Annotated in this window: 18 protein-coding genes; 15 read left to right on the top strand and 3 right to left on the bottom strand. The window is 69.0% G+C overall.

Going from position 1 to position 19,693, the window contains the following annotated elements:
• The first annotated feature begins 446 nt into the window (after positions 1–446).
• The 12 genes from cpaB to PYV00_RS02100 all read left to right on the top strand — a co-directional run bounded on the left by cpaB (position 447) and on the right by PYV00_RS02100 (position 11,835).
• Positions 447–1,397: a Flp pilus assembly protein CpaB gene (gene cpaB, locus PYV00_RS02045; RefSeq protein ID WP_342803788.1), complete on the top strand. Its 951-nt coding sequence runs from the start codon at positions 447–449 to the stop codon at positions 1,395–1,397.
• Positions 1,394–2,704 (top strand): type II and III secretion system protein family protein, encoded by a 1,311-nt coding sequence (locus tag PYV00_RS02050; protein ID WP_275226593.1) that lies wholly within the window; start codon positions 1,394–1,396, stop codon positions 2,702–2,704. The genes cpaB and PYV00_RS02050 overlap by 4 nt, the downstream gene beginning before the upstream one ends.
• 1 nt (position 2,705) lies before the next feature.
• Positions 2,706–3,872, top strand: a complete 1,167-nt coding sequence (locus PYV00_RS02055) for an AAA family ATPase (protein WP_275226594.1) — start codon at positions 2,706–2,708, stop codon at positions 3,870–3,872.
• A complete protein-coding gene (locus PYV00_RS02060) occupies positions 3,869–5,218 on the top strand; it encodes a CpaF family protein (RefSeq protein ID WP_275226595.1) in 1,350 nt (449 codons plus the stop codon). The genes PYV00_RS02055 and PYV00_RS02060 overlap by 4 nt, the downstream gene beginning before the upstream one ends.
• Positions 5,212–6,114 (top strand): type II secretion system F family protein, encoded by a 903-nt coding sequence (locus PYV00_RS02065; protein ID WP_275226596.1) that lies wholly within the window; start codon positions 5,212–5,214, stop codon positions 6,112–6,114. The genes PYV00_RS02060 and PYV00_RS02065 overlap by 7 nt, the downstream gene beginning before the upstream one ends.
• Positions 6,114–7,010, top strand: a complete 897-nt coding sequence (locus PYV00_RS02070) for a type II secretion system F family protein (protein ID WP_275226597.1) — start codon at positions 6,114–6,116, stop codon at positions 7,008–7,010. The genes PYV00_RS02065 and PYV00_RS02070 overlap by 1 nt, the downstream gene beginning before the upstream one ends.
• The gene (locus tag PYV00_RS02075) at positions 7,007–7,723 is read left to right on the top strand and encodes a tetratricopeptide repeat protein (protein ID WP_275226598.1); all 717 of its coding nucleotides are present in this window, start codon (positions 7,007–7,009) and stop codon (positions 7,721–7,723) included. The genes PYV00_RS02070 and PYV00_RS02075 overlap by 4 nt, the downstream gene beginning before the upstream one ends.
• Before the next feature lie 2 nt (positions 7,724–7,725).
• Positions 7,726–9,624 carry a TadG family pilus assembly protein gene (locus PYV00_RS02080; RefSeq protein WP_275226599.1) on the top strand — a complete coding sequence of 633 codons (1,899 nt, stop codon included), beginning with the start codon at positions 7,726–7,728 and terminating at the stop codon, positions 9,622–9,624.
• 82 nt (positions 9,625–9,706) lie between these two features.
• A complete protein-coding gene (locus PYV00_RS02085) occupies positions 9,707–9,880 on the top strand; it encodes a Flp family type IVb pilin (protein ID WP_275226600.1) in 174 nt (57 codons plus the stop codon).
• Positions 9,881–9,889: 9 nt separating this feature from the next.
• Positions 9,890–10,327 (top strand): TadE/TadG family type IV pilus assembly protein, encoded by a 438-nt coding sequence (locus tag PYV00_RS02090; protein ID WP_275226601.1) that lies wholly within the window; start codon positions 9,890–9,892, stop codon positions 10,325–10,327.
• Complete coding sequence (locus PYV00_RS02095) at positions 10,328–10,840, top strand: hypothetical protein (protein ID WP_275226602.1); 513 nt, start codon at positions 10,328–10,330, stop codon at positions 10,838–10,840.
• Positions 10,837–11,835: a response regulator gene (locus PYV00_RS02100; RefSeq protein ID WP_275226603.1), complete on the top strand. Its 999-nt coding sequence runs from the start codon at positions 10,837–10,839 to the stop codon at positions 11,833–11,835. The genes PYV00_RS02095 and PYV00_RS02100 overlap by 4 nt, the downstream gene beginning before the upstream one ends.
• A gap of 140 nt (positions 11,836–11,975) precedes the next feature.
• Here PYV00_RS02100 and PYV00_RS02105 read toward each other — a convergent pair whose 3' ends face one another.
• From PYV00_RS02105 to PYV00_RS02115, 3 genes are all read right to left on the bottom strand, one after another.
• Positions 11,976–12,503, bottom strand: a complete 528-nt coding sequence (locus PYV00_RS02105; RefSeq protein WP_275226604.1) for an A24 family peptidase — start codon at positions 12,501–12,503, stop codon at positions 11,976–11,978.
• 102 nt (positions 12,504–12,605) lie between these two features.
• Positions 12,606–13,166: a 2OG-Fe(II) oxygenase gene (locus PYV00_RS02110; RefSeq protein ID WP_275226605.1), complete on the bottom strand. Its 561-nt coding sequence runs from the start codon at positions 13,164–13,166 to the stop codon at positions 12,606–12,608.
• Between the two features lie 79 nt (positions 13,167–13,245).
• Complete coding sequence (locus PYV00_RS02115) at positions 13,246–14,901, bottom strand: ShlB/FhaC/HecB family hemolysin secretion/activation protein (protein ID WP_275226606.1); 1,656 nt, start codon at positions 14,899–14,901, stop codon at positions 13,246–13,248.
• Between the two features lie 755 nt (positions 14,902–15,656).
• Here PYV00_RS02115 and PYV00_RS02120 point away from each other — a divergent pair.
• The 3 genes from PYV00_RS02120 to PYV00_RS02130 all read left to right on the top strand — a co-directional run bounded on the left by PYV00_RS02120 (position 15,657) and on the right by PYV00_RS02130 (position 19,411).
• On the top strand, positions 15,657–16,799 hold the full coding sequence (locus PYV00_RS02120) for an AAA family ATPase (protein WP_275226617.1): 1,143 nt from the start codon (positions 15,657–15,659) through the stop codon (positions 16,797–16,799).
• A 142-nt stretch (positions 16,800–16,941) separates the two neighbouring features.
• Complete coding sequence (locus tag PYV00_RS02125) at positions 16,942–17,994, top strand: ParB/RepB/Spo0J family partition protein (protein ID WP_275226607.1); 1,053 nt, start codon at positions 16,942–16,944, stop codon at positions 17,992–17,994.
• 130 nt (positions 17,995–18,124) lie between these two features.
• Complete coding sequence (locus tag PYV00_RS02130; RefSeq protein ID WP_275226608.1) at positions 18,125–19,411, top strand: replication initiator protein A; 1,287 nt, start codon at positions 18,125–18,127, stop codon at positions 19,409–19,411.
• Positions 19,412–19,693: the final 282 nt, after the last annotated feature.

Below are 19,693 nucleotides of genomic sequence, written 5' to 3' on the forward strand. Positions count from 1 at the left end.
AAAAAACCTCGTATTGTTGCGGATGCGACCCCGCCTGACAATCGGCGATAGCATATTTTCCCCGGCCGCCGCTCCGCTTTCGCATTCGCCCCGCGACAATCGGGCGAAGCGATGCAGCCATGCGACAGGTCGGTCGGCCCGCCGCATTGCGCAAGGCGACCCGGCGGAGACCGCGCTGGCGCAATCCCCGCTTTTGCGCCCGGCGGACGAAAGAACCGATGCGAACACGATTTGGCCGGCCGTCCCGCAAAACCGCGCGGCCGGGCAATGCTACTGCGTCGCAAATGTTCGCTTTGGGTATTTCTCCATGGCTCGCCCGGCCCGGCGGAGAGCTATTGTTAACACGCAAGACCGCAAGTTTCCGGTGATCGCGGGTCGGTCGGCCGGGTTTGCGTAAGCGCAAGGGGGGTCGGGGGAAACACATGCGCCTTGGTTCGAGAGCGAAATTGACGATCGGCATCGGAGTGGTCGCCGCCGCCAGTTTTGCCTATCTGGGCGTGCGCGAGCTGGGCCAGCCCCCCAGGCCGAAAACCGATCCCGCGCAGGCGCAGCGCGCCGTGGCGCAAGCGCCCGCGATCGTGCTGGCCGCCACCACCCGCCCGATCCGCACGGGCGAGACGATCACCGCCGACATGGTGCGCAGCGCGCCGGCCGATCCGCGCCGCTTCCCGATGGCGGCCACGCCCGCCGAAGTGATCGGCAAGGTGGCCACGCGCGATATCCCCGCCAATACCCTGATCACGCGCACCGCGATCGACCAGGACAGCACGCTGGCGATCCGGGTGCCGCTGGGAATGCGCGCGATCAGCATCGACACCACCGCCGAGATCGCCGTCGCCGGGCTGGTGCGGCCGGGCGACCGGGTGGACGTGCAAGTGGTCTATCCCGGCGCCGACGCGCTCAGCGGCGCGCGCGGCGATGGCCACAGCCGGGCGCAGACCTTGCTGCAGATGGTCCAGGTGCTGGCCGTGGGCGATACCGTGGTGGGCACGCCGCCGCCGCAATCGGGCATCGTCCCCGGCGCCGAGGGCGCCGCCGGCGGCGAGACCACGACGCAGACCTCGGCCGCCCCGCCCCAGCAAGTGGCGCGCACGGTCACGCTGGCGCTGTTTCCCGAGCAGGTTTCCGCGCTCTCGCTCGCGAAGAGCACGGGCGCGCTTTACCTTTCGCTGCGCAACCCGCGCGACGACGCCAACCTGAAGGTGGCGCAAGTGGTGTCGAGCGGCCCCCTGCCCCAGCGCGCGGCGCCGATCGCGGCTGCCCCGGCAATGGTGCCGCAACAGGTCCGGGTCGCTCCGGCGTCCCCGGCCCCGGCCCGAACGCGGCCGTCTCCTCACGCGATCGAGCTGGTGGTCGGGGGCAATCGCGAAGTGATCTATTCAGGGAGTGCGCGATGAAGATGCTTGCGGCCACGGGCCTGCTGACCGCCGGTCTGGCGCTGCTGCCGGCAGGCGCCGCTGCCCAGGGACTGGCATCGGGCGGGCGGGACAGCGCCTGCACCGCGCAGATGGACCGCTGGGTGGACCTGAAGTTCGCCGCGCTGGGCCAGCGCGCGCGCGGCGGCGCCGATGCGGATGCGACCACGGTGCAAGTCGGCGCGGCGCGCACCTTGCGCTTTCCCGATGCGATCGGCCGGGTGGAAGTCGATCGCGAAGGCGTGATCGGCATCAGCGCGCCTTCCGCCCGCTCGCTGCGCGTTACCGGGCTGGACCAGGGGGAGGCGGTCGTCAGCGTCTATGGCAGCGACGGATCGCTGATGGAGGAAGCGCGGATCGCGGTGCAGCCCCGGGGCGTTTCGGCGCAGAGCGCGGGCTGGTTTCCCACGCCGGGCGACAAGGTGGTGGCGATCGACGTGCAGTTCGCGGCCGTTTCCAGTTCCACGCTGAAGGCGCTGGGGTTCAACTTTTCCAAGCTCAGCGGCGATCTGCAAGGCGCGATCGTGCCGCCCAGCTCGCTCAACAGCGCGGCGTTCGGGCCGAACGGACTGACGCTTGACACCACCGTGCCGATCCAGAACGCCTTCAACCTGTTCCTGTCCGCGCCCAATCGCGGCATTGGCGCGGTGCTGACGGCGCTGTCCACCAATGGCCTGTCGCAGCTTCTGGCCGAGCCGACCCTGCTGGTGCGCTCGGGCGAGAAGGCCAGCTTTCTCGCCGGCGGCGAGATCCCGATTCCGGTGCCGCAGAATTCGGGCGGCAACGGCAACACCGTGACGATCGAATACAAGAAGTTCGGCGTGCAGCTTTCGGTCATGCCGCGCGTGGTCTCGCCCGATCAGATCGTGCTGATGATCGCGCCGGAAGTCAGCGACCTCGATTACAACATCGGCGTGCAGCTGCAGGGCTATACCGTGCCGGGGCTGCGCCGCCGCTGCGCGGAAACCACGGTGGAGCTGGGCAGCGGGCAGAGCTTCGTGATCGCCGGGCTCAATTTCAACAACAGCACAATCAGCAAGGACAAGGTGCCGTTCCTGGGCGACATCCCGGTGCTGGGCGCGTTCTTCAAGCGCCAGCAGAACCAGAAGGAGCAGCAGGAACTGATCATCGTGGCGACGCCGCGCCTGGTCGATCCGTTGCAGCCGGGGCAAGTGCCACCGCTGCCCACCGCGGCGGTGGCCCATGTCGATCCCTCGATCGGCGACATGATCCTGGGCACCGACGGGCTGGACCAGGCGACGGCGCCGTTTGGCGTGGTGAGGCGCTGAGATGACCAAGATCAACCTGCTTTCCGTCGATCGCGCGCTGGCCCAGCGGCTGACCGATGCCATGGGCGACCGGGTGACGGTCGAGATGGTGCAATCGCTGGAAACCGCCGACCTGGCGGGCCCCGGCCTGATCGTGATCGACCATGCGGCGGTCTCGTCCGAACGCTCGCTGGCCTCCACCATCAGCGCTGTCGCCGAAAGCGCGCCGGGCCGCGCGATCGTGCTGGCGACCGACGACATGTACGCCGCGCAAGTGCTGCTGGCGATCCGCGCCGGCGCGGCCGACGTGGTGCCGCGCAATGCCGAGCGATCGGAAATCGCCGGCATCTTCACGCGCATCCTCAACAGCGCGATCCTCAGCCAGGGCCGGCCCGGCCGGCTGACGCTGCTGCTGGGGGCCGATCGCGAGGCGGCCGCGATCCTGGCCACCGACATGGCGCTGGCGCACAGCCTGAACCAGACGCCGACATTGCTGGTCGATTTCACGCTGCCCACCAGCACGGCCGAAGCCTACCTCGATCTCAAGGTGGACTATGGCCTGGCCTCGGCCGTCGCCGATATCGAGCGGCTCGACGCCAGCCTGCTGGCGGACGCGCTGGCGCGGCACGAGCCGAGCGGGCTGGCGCTGCTGACGTTCGACGGCGGCACCGGCAGCGAGCCGGTGGGGATCGAGCCCAACGATATCGTCAACCTGATCCACCTGCTGCGCGCGGCCTGCGGCAATGTCGTGCTTTGCGCCGGCAGCCTGCGCAATTCCGGGCTGCTGCGCGAACTGGCCTCGCAGGCGCAATCCATCGAAGTGGTGTGCAGCCAGTCGATCCGCGAGCTGGACACCTGCCGCCGCCTGCTCGATCGCATCGCGCTCGACACCGCCAGCATGGACCGCCTGCGCCTGCTGGTGTGGGACCATGATCCGGCGATCCTGCTGGACGGGCGGCGCATGGCCGACGTGCTGGGGATCGAGGCGGTGATGGGCATCCCGACCGACCGGGTGCGCACGCGCAACGCGCTCAATTCCGGGCGGCCGCTCTATCTCGATCAGGATCGCGGGCCCTATGTCCAGGCGATCCGCCGGGCCTGCGCCATCACCGCGCCGCCCAAGGGCGCGAAGATCGGCTTCGACAAAGTGCGCCGCGCCATCCTGCGATCGGTGGAGCGCACCGCATGAGCCTGCTCACCACCGACGCGCTGACCGGCGAGGATGGCGGCGAGGGCCGGCGCAGCAAGGCCGCCATCGCCCAGCCTTCCGCCCAGCGGATGAGCGACAGCTACCAGGCGGTGAAGGCGCTGACCTGCCAGCAGGTGATCGACCAGCTCGAAGCGCAAGGCGTCACCGCCGAATCGCTCGACCAGCGCACGCTGCGCCAGGAGATCGAGCAAGTCATCAGCAGCCGCAGCCGGCGCGGCCAGCAAGCGCTCAACAGCGCCGAGCGGCTGCTGCTGATCGAGGATGTCGAGGACGAGGTGGTGGGGCTGGGCCCGCTGGCGCCGCTGCTGCGCGATCCCACGGTGGACGATATCATCGTCAACGGCGCCAGCACGATCTATGCCGAGCGCGCCGGCCTGCTCGAACGGGTGGAGACGCGGTTTCGCGACGATACCCACCTGATGCACATCATCCAGCGCATCGTCGGCCCGATCGGCCGGCGCGTGGACGAGGCGACGCCGTTCGTCGACGCGCGCCTGCCCGATGGCTCGCGCGTCAACATCGTCATCCCGCCGATCGCGCTCGACGGCCCGCTGATCTCGATCCGCAAGTTCCGTATGCAGGCGCTCAGCCTGGAGGACTGCGTCGCTTCCCGGCTGATGAGCGCGGCGATGGCCGCCTATCTCAGCGCGGCGGTGCGCTCACGCCTCAACCTGGTGATCTGCGGCGGCACCGGCTCGGGCAAGTCCACCCTGCTCAACGTCCTGTCGAGCTGCATCAGCAATCGCGAGCGGCTTGTCACCATCGAGGACGCGGCCGAGCTGCAATTGCGCCAGGACCATGTCGTGCGGCTCGAGACCCGGCCGCCCAATGTCGACGGCAACCGCGAGGTCAGCTCGCGCGATCTCCTGCGCAACGCGCTGCGTATGCGGCCTGACCGGATCATCCTGGGCGAAGTGCGCGGGGTGGAAGCGGTGGAGATGCTCCAGGCGATGTCCACCGGGCATGACGGCTCGATGGCGACGCTGCACGGCAATTCGCCGCGCGACGCGCTGGCCCGCCTGGAAATGCTGCTCGGCTTCGCCGGCCAGCAGAACGACGTGCGCGCGGTGCGCCGCTTCGTGGCCAACAGCGTGCACGTGATCGTCAATATCCAGCGCCTGAGCAACGGCAGCCGCCGCGTTGTCTCGGTCACGGAAGTGACCGGGGTGGAAGGCGAGGCCTATACCCTCAACGAGCTGTTCCGGTTTGACGAGCAGCCGGCGATGTCCGGCCAGGGCGAGTTCCGCACGATCTCGCCCCGCCCCTACCACGCCGCCCGGCTGCGCGATTACGCGCCGCTCACGCGCGAGGCCGAACCATGGTGAGGGGGCTGGCCTATCTCGTGCTGGCGCTGATCACGGTGGCGATGACCGTGGTCTATTTCACTGGCGAGCGGGCCCGGCTGTTCGCCGATGTCGATCGCCGGCTTGCCTTGCTGGCCCCGGCCGACGCGGTGCCCGCGCGCGGGGCGCGGCCGCTTTCGCTGCCGGTCAGGATCGCGCCGCTGCTGGCGCAGGCCCAGCTTGAGATCACCACCCACACGCTGCGCCTGCTGGTGGGCGTCGGGCTGGCGCTGGCGGTGCTCGCGCTGCTGGTGGCGGGGCCGCTGGCGACCCTGGCGGTGCTGGTCGGCCTGCCGATGCTGGCGCTGGCCTGGGTGCGCCAGCGCGCGCGCAAGCGCGTCGACCAGCTGATCGAGGCCCTGCCCCATTATATCGACGCGGTGCGCCAGCTTCAGGCGGTGGGCAATTCGCTCTCGCAAGCGCTGGAGCGCGGGCTGGCCGACGCGCCCGACATCGTCAAGAGCTTCTTCGCGCCGGCCGCCCGCCGCCTGGAAATGGGCGCGCCGGTGGGCGATACCATGCAGCAGCTGGCCGACCGGCTGCAGATCCCCGAAGTCTCGATGCTGGCCGCCGCGATCAAGACCAACTTGCGCTATGGCGGCTCGATCAGCGCGGTGCTGCGCAACCTGGCGCATATCCTGCGCGAGCGCGTGCGCGTGAAGTGGGAGCTGCAGGCGGCCACATCGGAAGCCAAGGTCAGCTCGCGGGTGCTGATCGCCATGCCGCTGCTGGCCATGGCGCTGCTGATGATGATGAACCCGGGCTATATCCTGTTCTTCATCAACGATCCGCGCGGGCAGACGCTGGCGATGGTCGCGCTGGGGCTGGAGGCGCTGGGCATCCTCGTGCTGCGCCGCGTGCTGAGGCTCGATTTCTGATGCCGCCGCTGTCGGCCCTGCTGCTGTTCGCGCTGGCGGCGGGCGGCGTGATCGCGGTGCTGGCCGGCCTGCGCCTGCTCCATGCCGACTGGCGGCTGCGCTATCGGCTTGCCGGCGGGCGCGAGAGCGGCGCCGGCGCGCGCGGGCCGGGCCGGCCGCGCGTGCCGCGCGGGCTTTCGGCGCAAGGGCGCGACCGGGCCGAGATCGAGCGGCAGCTGCGCGGCGCCGGCTTCTTCGATGCCGATGCGCTGCACTATTTCGTCTGGCTGCGCCTGGCCGCCACGCTGGCCGCCGCCGGGCTGACCTTCGTGGCGATGAGCCTGGCCTCGGACAATGGGCTGGCCATCGGGCTCGTCACCTTCATCGTCGCCGGGCTGACCTATATCGGCGCCAAGCTTGCCCTGCACATGCGCGCGGCCGAGCGCGAGCGCAAGCTGACCGCCGAATTCCCCTTCCTGCTCGATCTGATGCTGATGATGCTGGAAAGCGGCGTCTCGCTCGACCAGTGCTTCCGCTCGATCGCGCGGGACGAGCGGGTGGCCGTGCCGCGCCACGCCCGGCTCGTGGCCATGCTGGTCGATGATCTCGATCGCGGGCAGGACTATCAGATGGCGTTCGATCGCTGGGCCCAGCGGGTCGGCGTGTCCGGCGCGAAGGAAATGGCCACGCTGTTCCGGCAATCGCTGTTCCAGGGGATGGAACTGGTGCCGGCGCTGCGCGAGTTCATCACCGAATTCTCGCAGCGGCGCGTCGCCCGCGCGCACGAGGCGATCGGCAAGATCACCGTGCGCATGGTCATCCTGATGCTGATCTTCTTCATGCCGGCGCTGTTCGTGGTGCTGGCCGGGCCGCCGGTGGCCGCCATCCTCGATACGCTGCGGAGTTCCCAGCCATGACGCCAGGCAAGGCCCCCTTCCCCCACGCCATGGCGCGCCTCGCGGTGCTTGCCGCGCTGTGCCTGGGCGCGCTGCCGCCGGCCGCCGCGCGCGCCGCGCCCGAAGCGCAGCAGGAAACCGGCTCCACCCGCAGCCTTTACATGCTGCTGATCCAGCAGGCGCGCAGCGATGGCCGCCCGCGCGCGGCGCTGGCCTATCTCGCCGATTTCGACCGGCAATACCCCGGAGACCTCGACGCGCGGATCCTGCGGGTCAATTGCCTGCTCGATCTGGGGCAGGTCGATCAGGCGCGCGCCGCGCTGGCGGCCATCCCGGCGGGCAGCCGCAACGGCAAGGCCAGCCTGGTGCGCGGCCACGTGCGCGCCGCCGAAGGGGACTGGGAAGCGGCGATCGGCGATTATGCCGCCGCGCTGCGCGCCGATCCGGCCGATCCGCTCACCGGCAACGCGCTGGGCTATGCCCAGCTGCGCACCGGCCGCGCGGCACTGGCGGTGGAAACGCTCAAGGCCGCGCTGGACCTTGCCCCCGGCAACGCCGTGATCCGCAACAACCTGCTGCTGGCGCTCACCATGGCCGGCCGCGCCGATGAGGCCGAGGCGAGCTTGCGCGCCATCCGCGATGCCGGCGCGCGCGCGCGGCTGCGCGGGCAGATCGCCGAACAGTCCGAACGCCTCGCGGCGGCGAGAGGCGGTAGCGTCGCCCAGGAGCCGTGACCATGCCCACGCTTCCCCTCCCCGTTCCGGTCCGCGCCGTTCGCGTGCGCCGGCGCGGGCGGAAGCGCGGACGGCCTGGCGCCTGGGTTCGCGCGCTGCGTGCCCGGCTGCGCGCGCTGGCGCGCGACGAAGGCGCGGCGGTGGGGCCGATGATCGCGGTGCTGGCGGTCTCGCTGCTGGCGGTCGGCGGGCTCGCGCTCGATGTCGGGCTGTTCTACGTGGGCAACCGCGATCTGCGCGCCGCCACCGAAGCCGCCGCGCTCGCCGCCGCGATGGACCCGGCCAATGCCCAGGCCCGCGCGCGCGGCTATCTCACCAGCAACGGCTATGATCCCGGCGTGCTGCAATCGGTGACGACTGGCCGCTATTGCGCCGACAGCCACCTTGCCGCCAGTGCGCGGTTCGACACCTCGTTCACCCGCTGCCCCGGCAATGGCCGGGCCAACGCGGTGCGCCTCACGACAAGCAAGCCAAGCCGCCGCTTCCTTACCGGCATCATGGGCAATGTCCTGATTCCCGACCTTGCCGCCACCGCCACCGCCGCGCGGATCGACGAGGCGGGGGTGGCAGTCACGTCCGGGCTCATCACCGTGACCAATTCGCTGGTCAACGCGGTGAACGATCTGCTGGGCGCCCTGCTGGGCATCAAGCTGCGGCTGAGCACGGCCGATATCGAAGCGCTGATGGGCGGCAACGTGGACGCCGGGCTGTTCTTCGACAATCTCGCCCAGCGCACCGGCCAGACCGGCACGTATGGCGAGCTGGTGGCCGGCACCTACAGCTTGCAGGACATCGTCCTGGCGGCGGCCGACGCGACGAAGAACCCGGCCACGGCGGCCAGCCTGCGCGTTTTCGGCACGCAAGTGGGCGCGGGCCATCCGGTGCCGCTGGCCGGCCTGTTCGGGCTCGGCGTGTGGCAGGACATGCCGGTGGGCGAGGCGGATGCCAGGCCGGCGCTGCGCGCGGGGATGAACGCCTATCAGCTGATCGCCTTCGCGGTGCAGGCCGGCAATGCCACGCTGGATCTGTCCGGCGTGGTCAACATCGTCTCGCCAGGCAGCACCGCGCGCATCGCCGCGATCGCCACCGGCCCGGTCGATCGGCCGCGCTTCTCGTTCGGCCCGGCCGGCGAGACGCAAGTGGGCACCTCGGCGCTGCGGCTGCAAGTGCTGCTCAGCAACATCGCGCTGAACGTGCCGGGCATCCTCAACACGCATATCGGCGACGTGCCCGTCCTGCTCGACGTCGCCGCCGCGCAGGCCGAAGTCAGCGCGATCGACTGCCTCAACACCGCCGAGCAGCGCGCCGACACGCGCGTCACGGTCACGGCCCGGTCGGGCCTGGTGAACGCCTATATCGGCACCGCGCCGGCCAATGCGATGACCAGCCCGATGCCCACGATCACCGCCGCCGATATCGGCCAGGCCAACCTGCTCGATATCGGCGTGCTGGGCAATCTGCTGCGCGTCACCGCCAAAGTGCGCGCGGTGGCGCAGCCGGTGTTCGGCAACAGCGGATCGCCGGTGTTCGGCCCGGGCGGCGCCGGCACGATCGGCGATCCCGGCCAGCCCAACAGCCCCGGCACGCCGGCCAGCGTCGGCAACGGATCGCAGCTTGGCTATACCATCGGCACGCTGGTCGGCAGCCTCAGTTCCGGCCTTGATGTTGATGTGACGCTGCTGGGCCTGTGCCTGCCGATCGTCTGCTCGGTCGATACCTCGCTGATCGAAAGCACGGTGCTGGGCGCCCTGCTGCCGGCGATCGTCACGCCGCTCACCGGCCTGGTCGGCTCCACCGCCGATCCCCTGCTCGACAACGTGCTGGCCGCGCTGGGCGTCCAGCTGGGCCACGCCACGGTCTGGGTCACGGGGGCGCGCTGCGGCGTGCCGGTGCTTGTCTAGGTTTCTTGCAGCCGGTGTCGGAGCCCGTCCTCCGCTCGACGCCGTATCCCCAACCAAGGAGGTACAAAAAAGGACCAGTCCCATGCTTGATTACACCCGCACTCTCATCACCAGCCTCATCCGCGACGAAGACGGCCTGACCGCCGTGGAATACGCCGTGCTCGGCGCGATCGTCGTGGCCGCGATCGTCGCGGTCGGCACGCAGTTCAACACGGATCTGGCGGCCGCGTTCGGCAACCTCTTCAGCCAGACCTGAGCAGGCCCCATGCGCATGACAGCCCGGCCCTTGCGGCACCTGCTGAAATGCGATCGGGGGATCGCGGCGCTGGAGTTCGTCTTCCTGGCTCCAGCGCTGCTTCTGCTCGCGTTCGGGATCATCGTCTATTCGATCTACTTCACTGCCGTGATGGGCGTGCGGCAGGCCGCGGGCGAAGGCGCGCGCGCGGCGCAGGCGGGCCTTTCGGGCACCGAACGCGCGGCGCTGGCCCAGGCCCGCGCGCACGAAGTGCTCGACACTTACGGCACTTTGCTGGGTGGCGGCGCGGCCCCGGTCGTCACCACCGCGCCGGTCGGCACCGGCGTGTTCGAAGTGCGCGTGAGCTATGACATGAGCGCCAGCCCGATCATGCGCTACGGCAGCTTCGTGCCCCTGCCCTCGCCCAGTGTCGAGGCCACGGTCACGGTGACGAACGGAAGCTATTGAATGCCCGGATTCGATTATATCGCGCTGGCGGTGCTGATCCTGCTGCTGCTGCCGGTGGTGGTGCTGCCCTGGGAAGGCCAGCGCGTGCCCGACTTGCTCTATGCCGCGATTGCCGCCGCCGGGCTGGTCGCCGCGTGGTTTCCGGGCGGCGCGGCGGGCCTGCTCCTGGCCGGGCTGGCCGGGCTGGTCAGCTTGCTGGCAGTGGCCGGCGCCGTGACGTTTCTACGTATTTTCCTCGGTTTACAGATCCTTGCCGGCAGCCACATAAAGCTGCTCGCCGCAGGTTCGATCTGGCTGGGCTTGAAGGGGGCCCTGATAATGCTGTTCCTGGCCTTCGTGGTGCTGTTCGTCGCGGCCGCGCTCCGCTCGCGACGGCCCATGGCGCGCCGCCCGGATTTCACCGCCATCGCGGCTTTCGCCATCGTCTGCGTCAGCCTGCTGCAGACCCTGCCCCTCTCCTCGACGCCGATCGCCCCGCGTGACGCCCCCCCCGCCGATGGACACCCCCGATGACCGCGAACTGGCGCACACGCCTGGGAGCCATCCTCCACCCGCAGATCCCGCCGCTGGAGGGCCTGGCCTTGCAGCAGGACGAAGCCGCCCCCCCGCCCGAGCCGGTGCTGATCGTCGATGACGATGCCGACTGGGGCAACGAATGCGCCTTCAGCCTGCGCGCGCTGGGTTATGAACCGCTCGTCGCGCTCGATCCCGACGAGGCGGTCAAGTTGTTCCTTTCGCACGAGATTTCGATCGCGATCGTCGATTACAACATGCCGGGGCGTGACGGGATCGAACTGATCCACGAACTGTCGCACAATGCCGAGGCGCAAGGGCGGCGGCTGCATTTCATCATGGCGACGGGCTATGCCACCAAGGATATCGCGATTGACGCGATGCGCGCCTCGGCGGTGGATTTCCTCGAAAAGCCGATCCACCAGTCGGACTTGCGCCGCGCGCTCCAGCGCATCCGGGGCCTGCGCGACACGCCGGCCGCGCGCGAGACGTTGCTGCACCAGATGTCCAGCCTCAGCTCGGAACTGCACCGGCTTGCCCGCCTGATCGACGAGCCCGGCCATGGCGAGGCGGCGGCACAAGCCGTCACCTTCCCCGAGCCGCGCGCGCCCGAACGCAGCCCCCGGCCCGATCTCGACAAGCCCGAACTGGCCGATTTCATTCGCGAATTGCTGCGCAAGGAAACCAAGCGGCGCGGCATCGGCGCCGGCGTGCTGTTCGGCGATCCGGCCTGGGAAATGCTGCTGGACCTTCTGCTCGCCCGCATCGAGGGCCGCCGCGTCTCGGTATCGAGCGCCTGCATCGCCTCGGGCGCGCCGATGAGCACGGCGCTGCGCCTGGTGCGCCGCCTGGTCGATGAAAACGTGCTGTGCCGCATTCCCGACGAAAAGGACCGGCGCCGCCATTTCCTCATCATCAATCCCAAGTTCGAACAGCCGTTGATCGATTACCTCGCCGATCAGCTGCGCCAGCGCATGGCCAACGAGGAAGGCTAGGACCGATCGCCATTCAAAAGATGGCGTGCCGAAAATGGGGGTTTTTCGGGACCCGGAGCGCAGCGTACTAACAGTACGTGAGCACCGGAAGCACGGAAAATCGCCATTTGCAGGCCGTCAGGGCGGAATGTCGATCGTTCCTAACCCGCCGCGCTGGCCAGGCTGACGGCCAGCCCTTTCGCCACGGGCACAAGCACCAGCAGCGCGGCCGCGACGATCGCCACGCCATAAGGCACGCTGGGCGCGCCGCAGCTGCGGGCAATCCGGTGATGCAGCGCCGCGCCAAGCGCCACCAGACCGCCCAGCAGCACGGTCGCGACGATCAGCAGCGGCCAGTCATGCGGCACGATCCATAGCGCCAGCGCCAGCAGGAGCTTCACATCGCCGCCGCCGAGCAGTCGCGCCGCGAACAGCGCGCAGAGCGGAACGGCCAGCAGCAGGGCCCAGGCGGCATGGCGCAGCAGTGTCAGCAGCCCTTCCCCACCCGCCAGCGCGAACCAATAGGGCACCGCCAGCGCAGCGATCGCCAGGCACAGTCGATTGGCGATCCGCCGCGCGCGCATATCGCCATAAGCGGCCAGCAGGCAGAGCAGCGCGAGAAGTGCCAGCATGGCGGCCATCGCCCCGGGATGGGCCGGGTGCGGCAATCCTGCGCTGGTCCATGGCATCAGGCGGTTCCTCGCGAAGCTGACGGGGTTCCATATCCTCCCCCACCAGGGGGAGGGAGACCGCTGCGCCCTGCCACCTCCCCTTGCGGGGAGAAGCTTGCGCTAGCGCCAGCGCGGACCTTCCACCCAGGTGACGAGGCTGCGGCGAATGCCGCTCAGCACCGGCCGCACGCGATGTTGCAGGAACGAGGGGAAGATCAGCAGGCTGCCGCGCGCGGCGAAGGTCGATCCGGGGTGCTGCAAGCCGAAGAACTCGAATTCCCCGCCGGCATATTCATCCGCTTCGGACAATTGGACCACCACCGACAGCTTGCGATCATATGGGCGCGGCGATTCGAGCCAGACGTCCTGGTGCCAATCGTAATGTCCGTTGTTGGCGGCGCGATACTCGGTGAACTGCAAATCGAACGGCGCGACGATATCGACGCCGAAGTTGGTGCGGTTCGACGAATGGACGAACGCCATGATGCGCGCGACGATTGCGGCTTCCTGCTGCACATCGAGCCAGCGCACCGACGAGGCGCGGTATTCCAGATCGTCACGCTTGTTGTCGGAAAAGCCGACGGTGGCGTCCTGCTGCGGATAGTGCGTCGCCCGGCTCGCGATCAGATCGCATTCCTCGGACGAGAGCGCCGCGCTCCAGACTTCCCAGACGTTCTGCATCAGGCCGCGCTCGCTTCTGGCACAGGGGAAAGCGCGAACCGGGAAATCGGGGTTTTTGCGTGTACGCAAAATCGCGGCATCAGACGACTCGATTGATGCTGAACAGGACGCGGGCTTTTTTGCTGTCGCCGTCAAATGGTCTCTTGACAGGAATGGCGATTTGGACATTCGCCGTCCAGCCCTTGAACGGACTGATTCGCGCGCCAACCCCGGCGGAAGCCAGCGAATAGTCCTTCGCCGGCAAGTTGAAGTGCGGCCGTGCCACCGTGTGCGCCAGGGCACCGTCGGCATAAGCGAACACGGTCGGCCCGAGCCCGCCGGTCTTGGCGCCCAGCGGCTTCCAGGACAGTTCGGCGCTGGCCGCCACGGCGCGTTCCGCGGTCAGCGTGCCGACGCGATAGGCCAGCCCAGCCCCCTCCCCGCCCAGCGAGAACCGTTCGGTCGTCGGCAGTTTGTCGGCCGAATACTGGCCGCGCGCCGTCACGCGCAGGCCCACGGCCTTGCTGAGTTCCTTGGCGGCGGTCAGCTGCACGTTCGCCTTGGCGAAGCCGGCCTCGGAAAAGCCCACGAAAGGCCGCGCGCCCAGCGCGTCCAGTCCATGGCTGAGCGTGGCCGCGACGGCATAGCCGCCCGTCTTGCCCACGGCCGACCAGGTGGTGCTGAAGCGCACCGCGCGCGTGCGGAAGCCACCGAACGCCGTATCGAGAAAATAATTCTCGGTATCCGTGCCGTCCAGCGACAGTCCGAGAGACAAGTTCTTGCGATAGGATCGGATCAGCGGATGCGACAGGCCAATCCCGGCCTGCTTTGCTTCGCCACGAATATTGGTGATCTTGGTCAAAGTGCGCACATAGGCGCCGCTGACCGACAGCCGCGTGCCGTTCGATCCCAGCGGTGTGCTGTGGCTGGCGGAATAGAACTGGTAGCGATTGGGCTGGAACGGCAGATAGGCCGAAGCCTGCGTGGCATCGCCTTCGCGCAGCAGCCCGTTCACCGCCACCGAAAGCTGCGCCTGCACGCCCGAGATGACATTGGTGACGCCGCGATTGTTGACGTTCAGCGTCACTTCAAGCTGCTTGCGCTTCACGTCGAGGCCCAGCGCGAGATCGCCCGGCTTGCCGGTTTCCTTAAGCTGGGCATCCACGGTCTGCCCCGGAATGTCGCGCAGCAGCGAAAGCGTGCGCTCCAGCGTGTCCTTGTGCGTGGGCTGATCGCGCATCAGCCGGGCGACTTGCGCGCCGATCAGCCGGGTGGGCATACTGGGCGTCTCGCGCGCCAGCGCATATTGCGCGATGCGGCCTTCCAGCACGCGCACCGTCAGCTCGCCGCCGCTGACCACCTGCCGGGGCACCGTGACCGAATAGAACGCCACGTTGCTCTTGTTATAGACGCCGCTGATGGTGTTGACGATCTTCTGCAGCGTGTCGCGCGTCAGCGGTTGGCCGATATAAGGCGCCAGCGCGGCGTCGAGCCTTTCGCGCGGCAGGGTCGATCCTTCATAGCGCAGCCTGGCCAGCACGATGCCGGCGGGCGCTTCGTCGATCGTCGCTTGCGGCCGGGGCGCCTGCGCGGGCGCGGGCGGCGGGGGAATGGCCGGGTCCTGCCGATCGACCCGGTCCCGGTCGATCGTCGGCGCCTGGCTGATCGCCTCGGCCGCCGGCTGCGCAAAGACGCCCTGCCCCACGCCCGCCTGCAGCAGCGCGCAGCCCAGGGCCAGCCAGAAACGCCGGCGCAAGCACGCGCTTGCCGGCGTTTTGCGCGGGGCCTTCGGTCTTCGTGCTGCTAGCGCCATCACCCTGAATTTGTTGGGGTTCGTGTGGGGCCGAACCGCGTATCCCGGCATCCGAGCCTAAGGATGGCGGGATCGACTGCACGCAAAACAAGAGCCGCTCCGGCTGCTTTTCGCCCGATCCGCCGGCAAAGCGCGGAATCGCTGGCGACTCGCGGGTCCGGCAGGGTTTCGCGCGAGGCGGGCAGGGGCCGGCGGCGCGGGCGGCGGTTGGTGGGGGAAGGCCGGAGCGGGAGCGGTAGCTTTCGGATATATTCCATATAATCAAATGGTTAGCGCGAATGGCACGGCTCCCCCCGGCCGGATCGCCCGCCCGCCTGCCGCTTTCCCGGCCGACAAGGACGCCGCCGCGCCGCGCGGCGAAATACGGACCGGATCGGCTTTATCCCTGAAGGTCGGCAAAGCCGCCGTATCAGGCGGCCCGATCCTCCCCTTGCGGGGGTGGGTGGCGCTGACGCAGGGGTGTCACCGCCAGCGTGGACATCCCTCCACCACCCCCGCGCGGCGGTCCCCCTCGCCGTGCCGGGGAGGATGTGGTGACGCGTTTATCCTTGTTCTATTGCATGATTTCGGCGAGTCGTTTGCAAAATTGAAGCGTTCATAGTAGCAAGGCGGGCAAATAACCTTCAAGGGAGCCCGCGTTGGCCCAATCGCATTCAATCGCGTCGCGGATCGGCGATCTTGCTGAAGCCGGCGAGAAAATGATCGAGCGCCTGCGCCGCAAGGCCTTCCTGCCCGAAAGCCGCAAAGAGCTCAACGTGCGGTTCGGCATCGCCGAGGCCGCGCAGCTGCTCGGCTGCTCGACCAATCGCATCCGCATGGCCGAGGATGACGGGCGCCTGCCCTCCCCGCCCGCCGGTGAAAACGGCCGCCGCCTGGGCTATTCGGTGCAGGAGCTGCTCCATATGCGCGAGGTGCTGGGCGCCTCGCCGGCCCGCGCCCCGCTGGACGTGCCGGCGGTGATCGCGGTGCAGAACTTCAAGGGCGGCGTCGGCAAGTCCACCGTCACCACCCATCTGGCGCATTACTTCGCGGTGCAGGGCTATCGCGTGCTGGTGGTCGATTGTGACAGCCAGGCGACGACGACGACGCTGTTCGGCTTCAACCCGCATTTCAACATCACGCGCGAGGAAACGCTTTACCCCTATCTCTCGATCGACCCGACGCAGGCGGACCTGCTCTATGCGGTGAAGCAGACGCCGTGGCCCAATGTCGATCTGATCCCCTCGAACCTGGAACTGTTCGACGTGGAATACGAACTGGCCGCCGCCGGGGCGGACGGGCAATCGGTGCTGGCCGCCCGCTTCCGCAAGCTCAAGCGCGGGCTGATGGACCTGGCGCGCCATTACGATGTGGTGATCCTCGATCCGCCGCCGGCGCTGGGCACGATCAGCCTGGCCGTGATGCAGGCGGCGAACGCGCTGCTGGTGCCGCTGGCGGCGACGACGCCCGATTTCTGCTCCACCGTGCAGTTCCTTTCGATGATGGACCAGGTGCTGGAACAGCTCATCGGCGCGGGGATCGAGGTCGATTATTCGTTCGTGCGGCTGATCTGCTCCAAGTTCGACGGCGGCGATCCCAGCCACGAGATGGTGCGCACGATCATGGAGCAGACCTTCGGCCCCGCGCTGCTGCCGGTGCCGATCCTCGAAAGCGCCGAGATCAGCCATGCGGCGCTCAGGATGATGACGATCTACGAGCTGGACCGGCCGATCGGCACCCCGCGCACGCACAAGCGCTGCCGCGCCAATCTCGACGAGGCGCTGGGCCAGATCGAGCAGCTCGTGCGCACCGGATGGGGGCGCGGGCAGCGGATCGACGAGGACATGCTGGTCAATGGCTAGGGAGGCCCGCCCTGCCGGCCGGCGTCGCCACGGCGAGGAATACCGCTTTCCTACACGCCAATGTTCGGCATATGTTCCGGCGCAGTCCCTGCCAAGCCCTTTTTTCGCGCGCCGCTGCCGCGCGGCATTTCCGAGGTAATCCATGGCCCGCAAGCAATCCGACTATCTCGCCGCGCTGCTTTCCGACGATGAGGGCGAGGCGCCCGCGGCCGGCGTGGCGGAAGAGCAGGCCCCCTCCCCCGCCCGGGCCGAACGGGCACGCGGCACCACCCTGCTGGGCCGCGAAAGCGCGCTGGCCCGCGTCGCCACGGGTGAGGTGCGGCAGGTTACGCAATTGCTGCTCGATCCCGCGCGCGTGCGGGTCTGGCCGGGAAATGCGCGCAGTTACAATCACTTGTCTGAGGAATCCTGCCGCGAGCTGATCGATTCGATCATTGCCGAAGGCGGCCAGAAAGTGCCCGCCGTGGTGCGCCGGGTGGAAGGCGACCCGGAGCACGAGTATGAAGTGATCGCCGGCACGCGGCGGCACTGGTCGATCTCGTGGCTGCGGCGCCATTCCTACCCGGACATGCAGTTCGTGGCGCAAGTCGCCCAGCTGGACGACGAGGCCGCGTTCCGCCTGGCGGACCTGGAGAACCGCGCGCGCAAGGACGTGTCGGACCTGGAACGCGCACGCAACTACGCCGCCGCGCTGAAGGACCATTACGGCAACCACCTGACGCGGATGGCCGAACGGCTCAAGCTGTCGAAAGGCTGGCTGTCCAAGATGCTCAAGGTGGCGAACATTCCCGACGCGGTGCTGGCCGCCTTCGCCTCGCCCGCGGATGTGCAGCTCAAGCCCGCCTATCCGCTCGCCCAGGCGCTGGACGACAAGGAGCAGGCCGCCGCGATCCGCCGGGAAGCCGCGCGGATCGCCCGGGAACAGGCCGCGCGCCAGGCCGACGGGCGCCCTGCCCTGCCCGCCGCCGACGTGCTCAAGGCGCTGCTGGCCGCACCGCGCGCCGGCACGGAAACGCCCGCGCCGATGACCGTGACGCGCCAGGGCCGCCCGGTCGCCTCGGTGCAATCGGCCAACCGCCAGGGTGTGACGCTGCGGCTGCACGCGGGCTCGGGCGCGGATCGCGACGAAGTGCTGGACGCGGTGCGCGATCTGCTCGGCCTGCTTGAAGAGGACGGCCGGGGGCTCCAGGCGTGATGGCAGGCGCGGCCGCCCCCGCCTTCCCCATGCCCGGGAGGATTTGCGGCACGCCGCGCGATGTTTCCCCGGGGAAACGCCCCCTGCCCCACCGCCTCCCCTGCCCCTGCCCGTCCCCCGGCCCTCGCCCGTGAGCCGCGCGCGCAAGCAGGCCGTCGCCGAGCAGTTCGACCTGTTCCTGCCCTATATCGCCGACCTGCCCCTGCGCGATCAGCGCGAGATGATGGAGCGACCCTTCTTCAGCCTCGCCAAGTCCAAGCGGGTCAAGCCGATCGATTATACCAGCCCCGACGGCAAGCTGTGGGTCCACGTCTCGGCCAGCCCCGATTATGGCATGGCGACGATCTGGGACGCCGATATCCTGATCTATTGCGCCAGCGTGCTGGCCGACATGGCGCGGCGCGGGGTGAACGACGTGCCGCGCAAGCTGCACATCATGCCTTACGACCTGCTGCGCGCGATCGGCCGGCCGACCACGGGCAGGGCCTATGAACTGCTCGGGCAGGCGCTGGACCGGCTCGTCGCCACCACGATCAAGACCAACATCCGCGCCGACGCCGGTGAGCAGCCGGCCTCCGGCCGGGGGCGGCGCGAGGCGACGTTCTCGTGGCTCGATGGCTGGACCCAGCTGGTCGACGAACGCACCGAGCGCTCGCGCGGGATGACCATCGAGCTGTCGAACTGGTTCTGGGAAGGGGTGATGATGAAAGGCGGCGTGCTCTCGATCGACCGCGCTTATTTCGACATCACCGGCGGACGCGAACGCTGGCTCTATCGCGTGGCGCGCAAGCACGCCGGCGGGGCGGGGGAGGGGGGCTTTGCCATCTCCATGCCGGTGCTGTTCGAGAAATCGGGCGCCGAAGGGCAATACCGCCGCTTCAAGTTCGAGATGCTCAAGCTCGCCGAAAAGGACGATCTGCCCGGCTACGCGCTCTCGGTCGAGACGACGAAGGGCGGCGAGCCCATGCTGCGGATGCGCCGGGTCGACGGCAAGGGCGGGGCCGAGCAGGGCCTGCCGCAAGCGCCCGGCGAGGACGCCGCGCGGGCAGGGCAGGGCACCGTTTCCCCGGGGAAACAGGTGGCGGCCCATCCCGCAGACGCCAGAGCGGGGGAAGGCAGGGCGGGGCGCGCCAGCCCCACACCCGCCGCCGCCCCGGCCGAAGCGATCGACGCGCGCGCGCTGATCCGTTCGACCATCGCCGGCCTGTCCGACGCGGCGACGCGTGGCTTCATGACCGACGAGACCATCGCACACTTGCGCGCTGCTTGCCCCGGTTGGGATCTCCACGCGCTCCACGCCGAATTCGAGCGCTGGGTCGGCGCCGCGCCCGATCGCACTCCGGCCGACTGGCAGCGCGCGTTCATCGGATGGGTGAAGCGCCACCACGAAAAGCACCGCCATTCGCTGCGCGGCTGACCGCCGATGCGTTCCCGAAGTGTCGCGTCGGCCCGCCGGGATCGCGCCGCCCGCCCCCACATCGCGCATCGGCCCGCAGGTTTGAACCTCATTGCCGGCATGGCGCGCAAAACTGATTCAATTTCCGCCGCGCAAATCAGGCCATCGACACTCCGGGAACGGCTGAATGCCCCGCTTCGACCTATCGGGAACGCCGCGACGACACATCGGGAACGCAGGCTTCGACACTTGGGGAACGCAGGCCCGACACTCCGGGAACGGGCGAACCCACGCGACTCGCGC

Origin of the sequence: Novosphingobium album (ex Liu et al. 2023), assembly GCF_029076845.1 — a bacterium.
In the GTDB taxonomy this organism is placed as follows: domain Bacteria; phylum Pseudomonadota; class Alphaproteobacteria; order Sphingomonadales; family Sphingomonadaceae; genus Novosphingobium.

Bases quoted from the DNA above. Each gene is read 5' to 3' on its own strand.
- PYV00_RS02050 (WP_275226593.1), top strand. From the start codon at position 1,394: ATGAAGATGCTTGCGGCCACGGGCCTGCTGACCGCCGGTCTGGCGCTG.
- PYV00_RS02055 (WP_275226594.1), top strand. From the start codon at position 2,706: ATGACCAAGATCAACCTGCTTTCCGTCGATCGCGCGCTGGCCCAGCGG.
- PYV00_RS02060 (WP_275226595.1), top strand. From the start codon at position 3,869: ATGAGCCTGCTCACCACCGACGCGCTGACCGGCGAGGATGGCGGCGAG.
- PYV00_RS02065 (WP_275226596.1), top strand. From the start codon at position 5,212: ATGGTGAGGGGGCTGGCCTATCTCGTGCTGGCGCTGATCACGGTGGCG.
- PYV00_RS02070 (WP_275226597.1), top strand. From the start codon at position 6,114: ATGCCGCCGCTGTCGGCCCTGCTGCTGTTCGCGCTGGCGGCGGGCGGC.
- PYV00_RS02075 (WP_275226598.1), top strand. From the start codon at position 7,007: ATGACGCCAGGCAAGGCCCCCTTCCCCCACGCCATGGCGCGCCTCGCG.
- PYV00_RS02080 (WP_275226599.1), top strand. From the start codon at position 7,726: ATGCCCACGCTTCCCCTCCCCGTTCCGGTCCGCGCCGTTCGCGTGCGC.
- PYV00_RS02085 (WP_275226600.1), top strand. From the start codon at position 9,707: ATGCTTGATTACACCCGCACTCTCATCACCAGCCTCATCCGCGACGAA.
- PYV00_RS02090 (WP_275226601.1), top strand. From the start codon at position 9,890: ATGCGCATGACAGCCCGGCCCTTGCGGCACCTGCTGAAATGCGATCGG.
- PYV00_RS02095 (WP_275226602.1), top strand. From the start codon at position 10,328: ATGCCCGGATTCGATTATATCGCGCTGGCGGTGCTGATCCTGCTGCTG.
- PYV00_RS02100 (WP_275226603.1), top strand. From the start codon at position 10,837: ATGACCGCGAACTGGCGCACACGCCTGGGAGCCATCCTCCACCCGCAG.
- PYV00_RS02105 (WP_275226604.1), bottom strand. From the start codon at position 12,503: ATGCCATGGACCAGCGCAGGATTGCCGCACCCGGCCCATCCCGGGGCG.
- PYV00_RS02110 (WP_275226605.1), bottom strand. From the start codon at position 13,166: ATGCAGAACGTCTGGGAAGTCTGGAGCGCGGCGCTCTCGTCCGAGGAA.
- PYV00_RS02120 (WP_275226617.1), top strand. From the start codon at position 15,657: ATGATCGAGCGCCTGCGCCGCAAGGCCTTCCTGCCCGAAAGCCGCAAA.
- PYV00_RS02125 (WP_275226607.1), top strand. From the start codon at position 16,942: ATGGCCCGCAAGCAATCCGACTATCTCGCCGCGCTGCTTTCCGACGAT.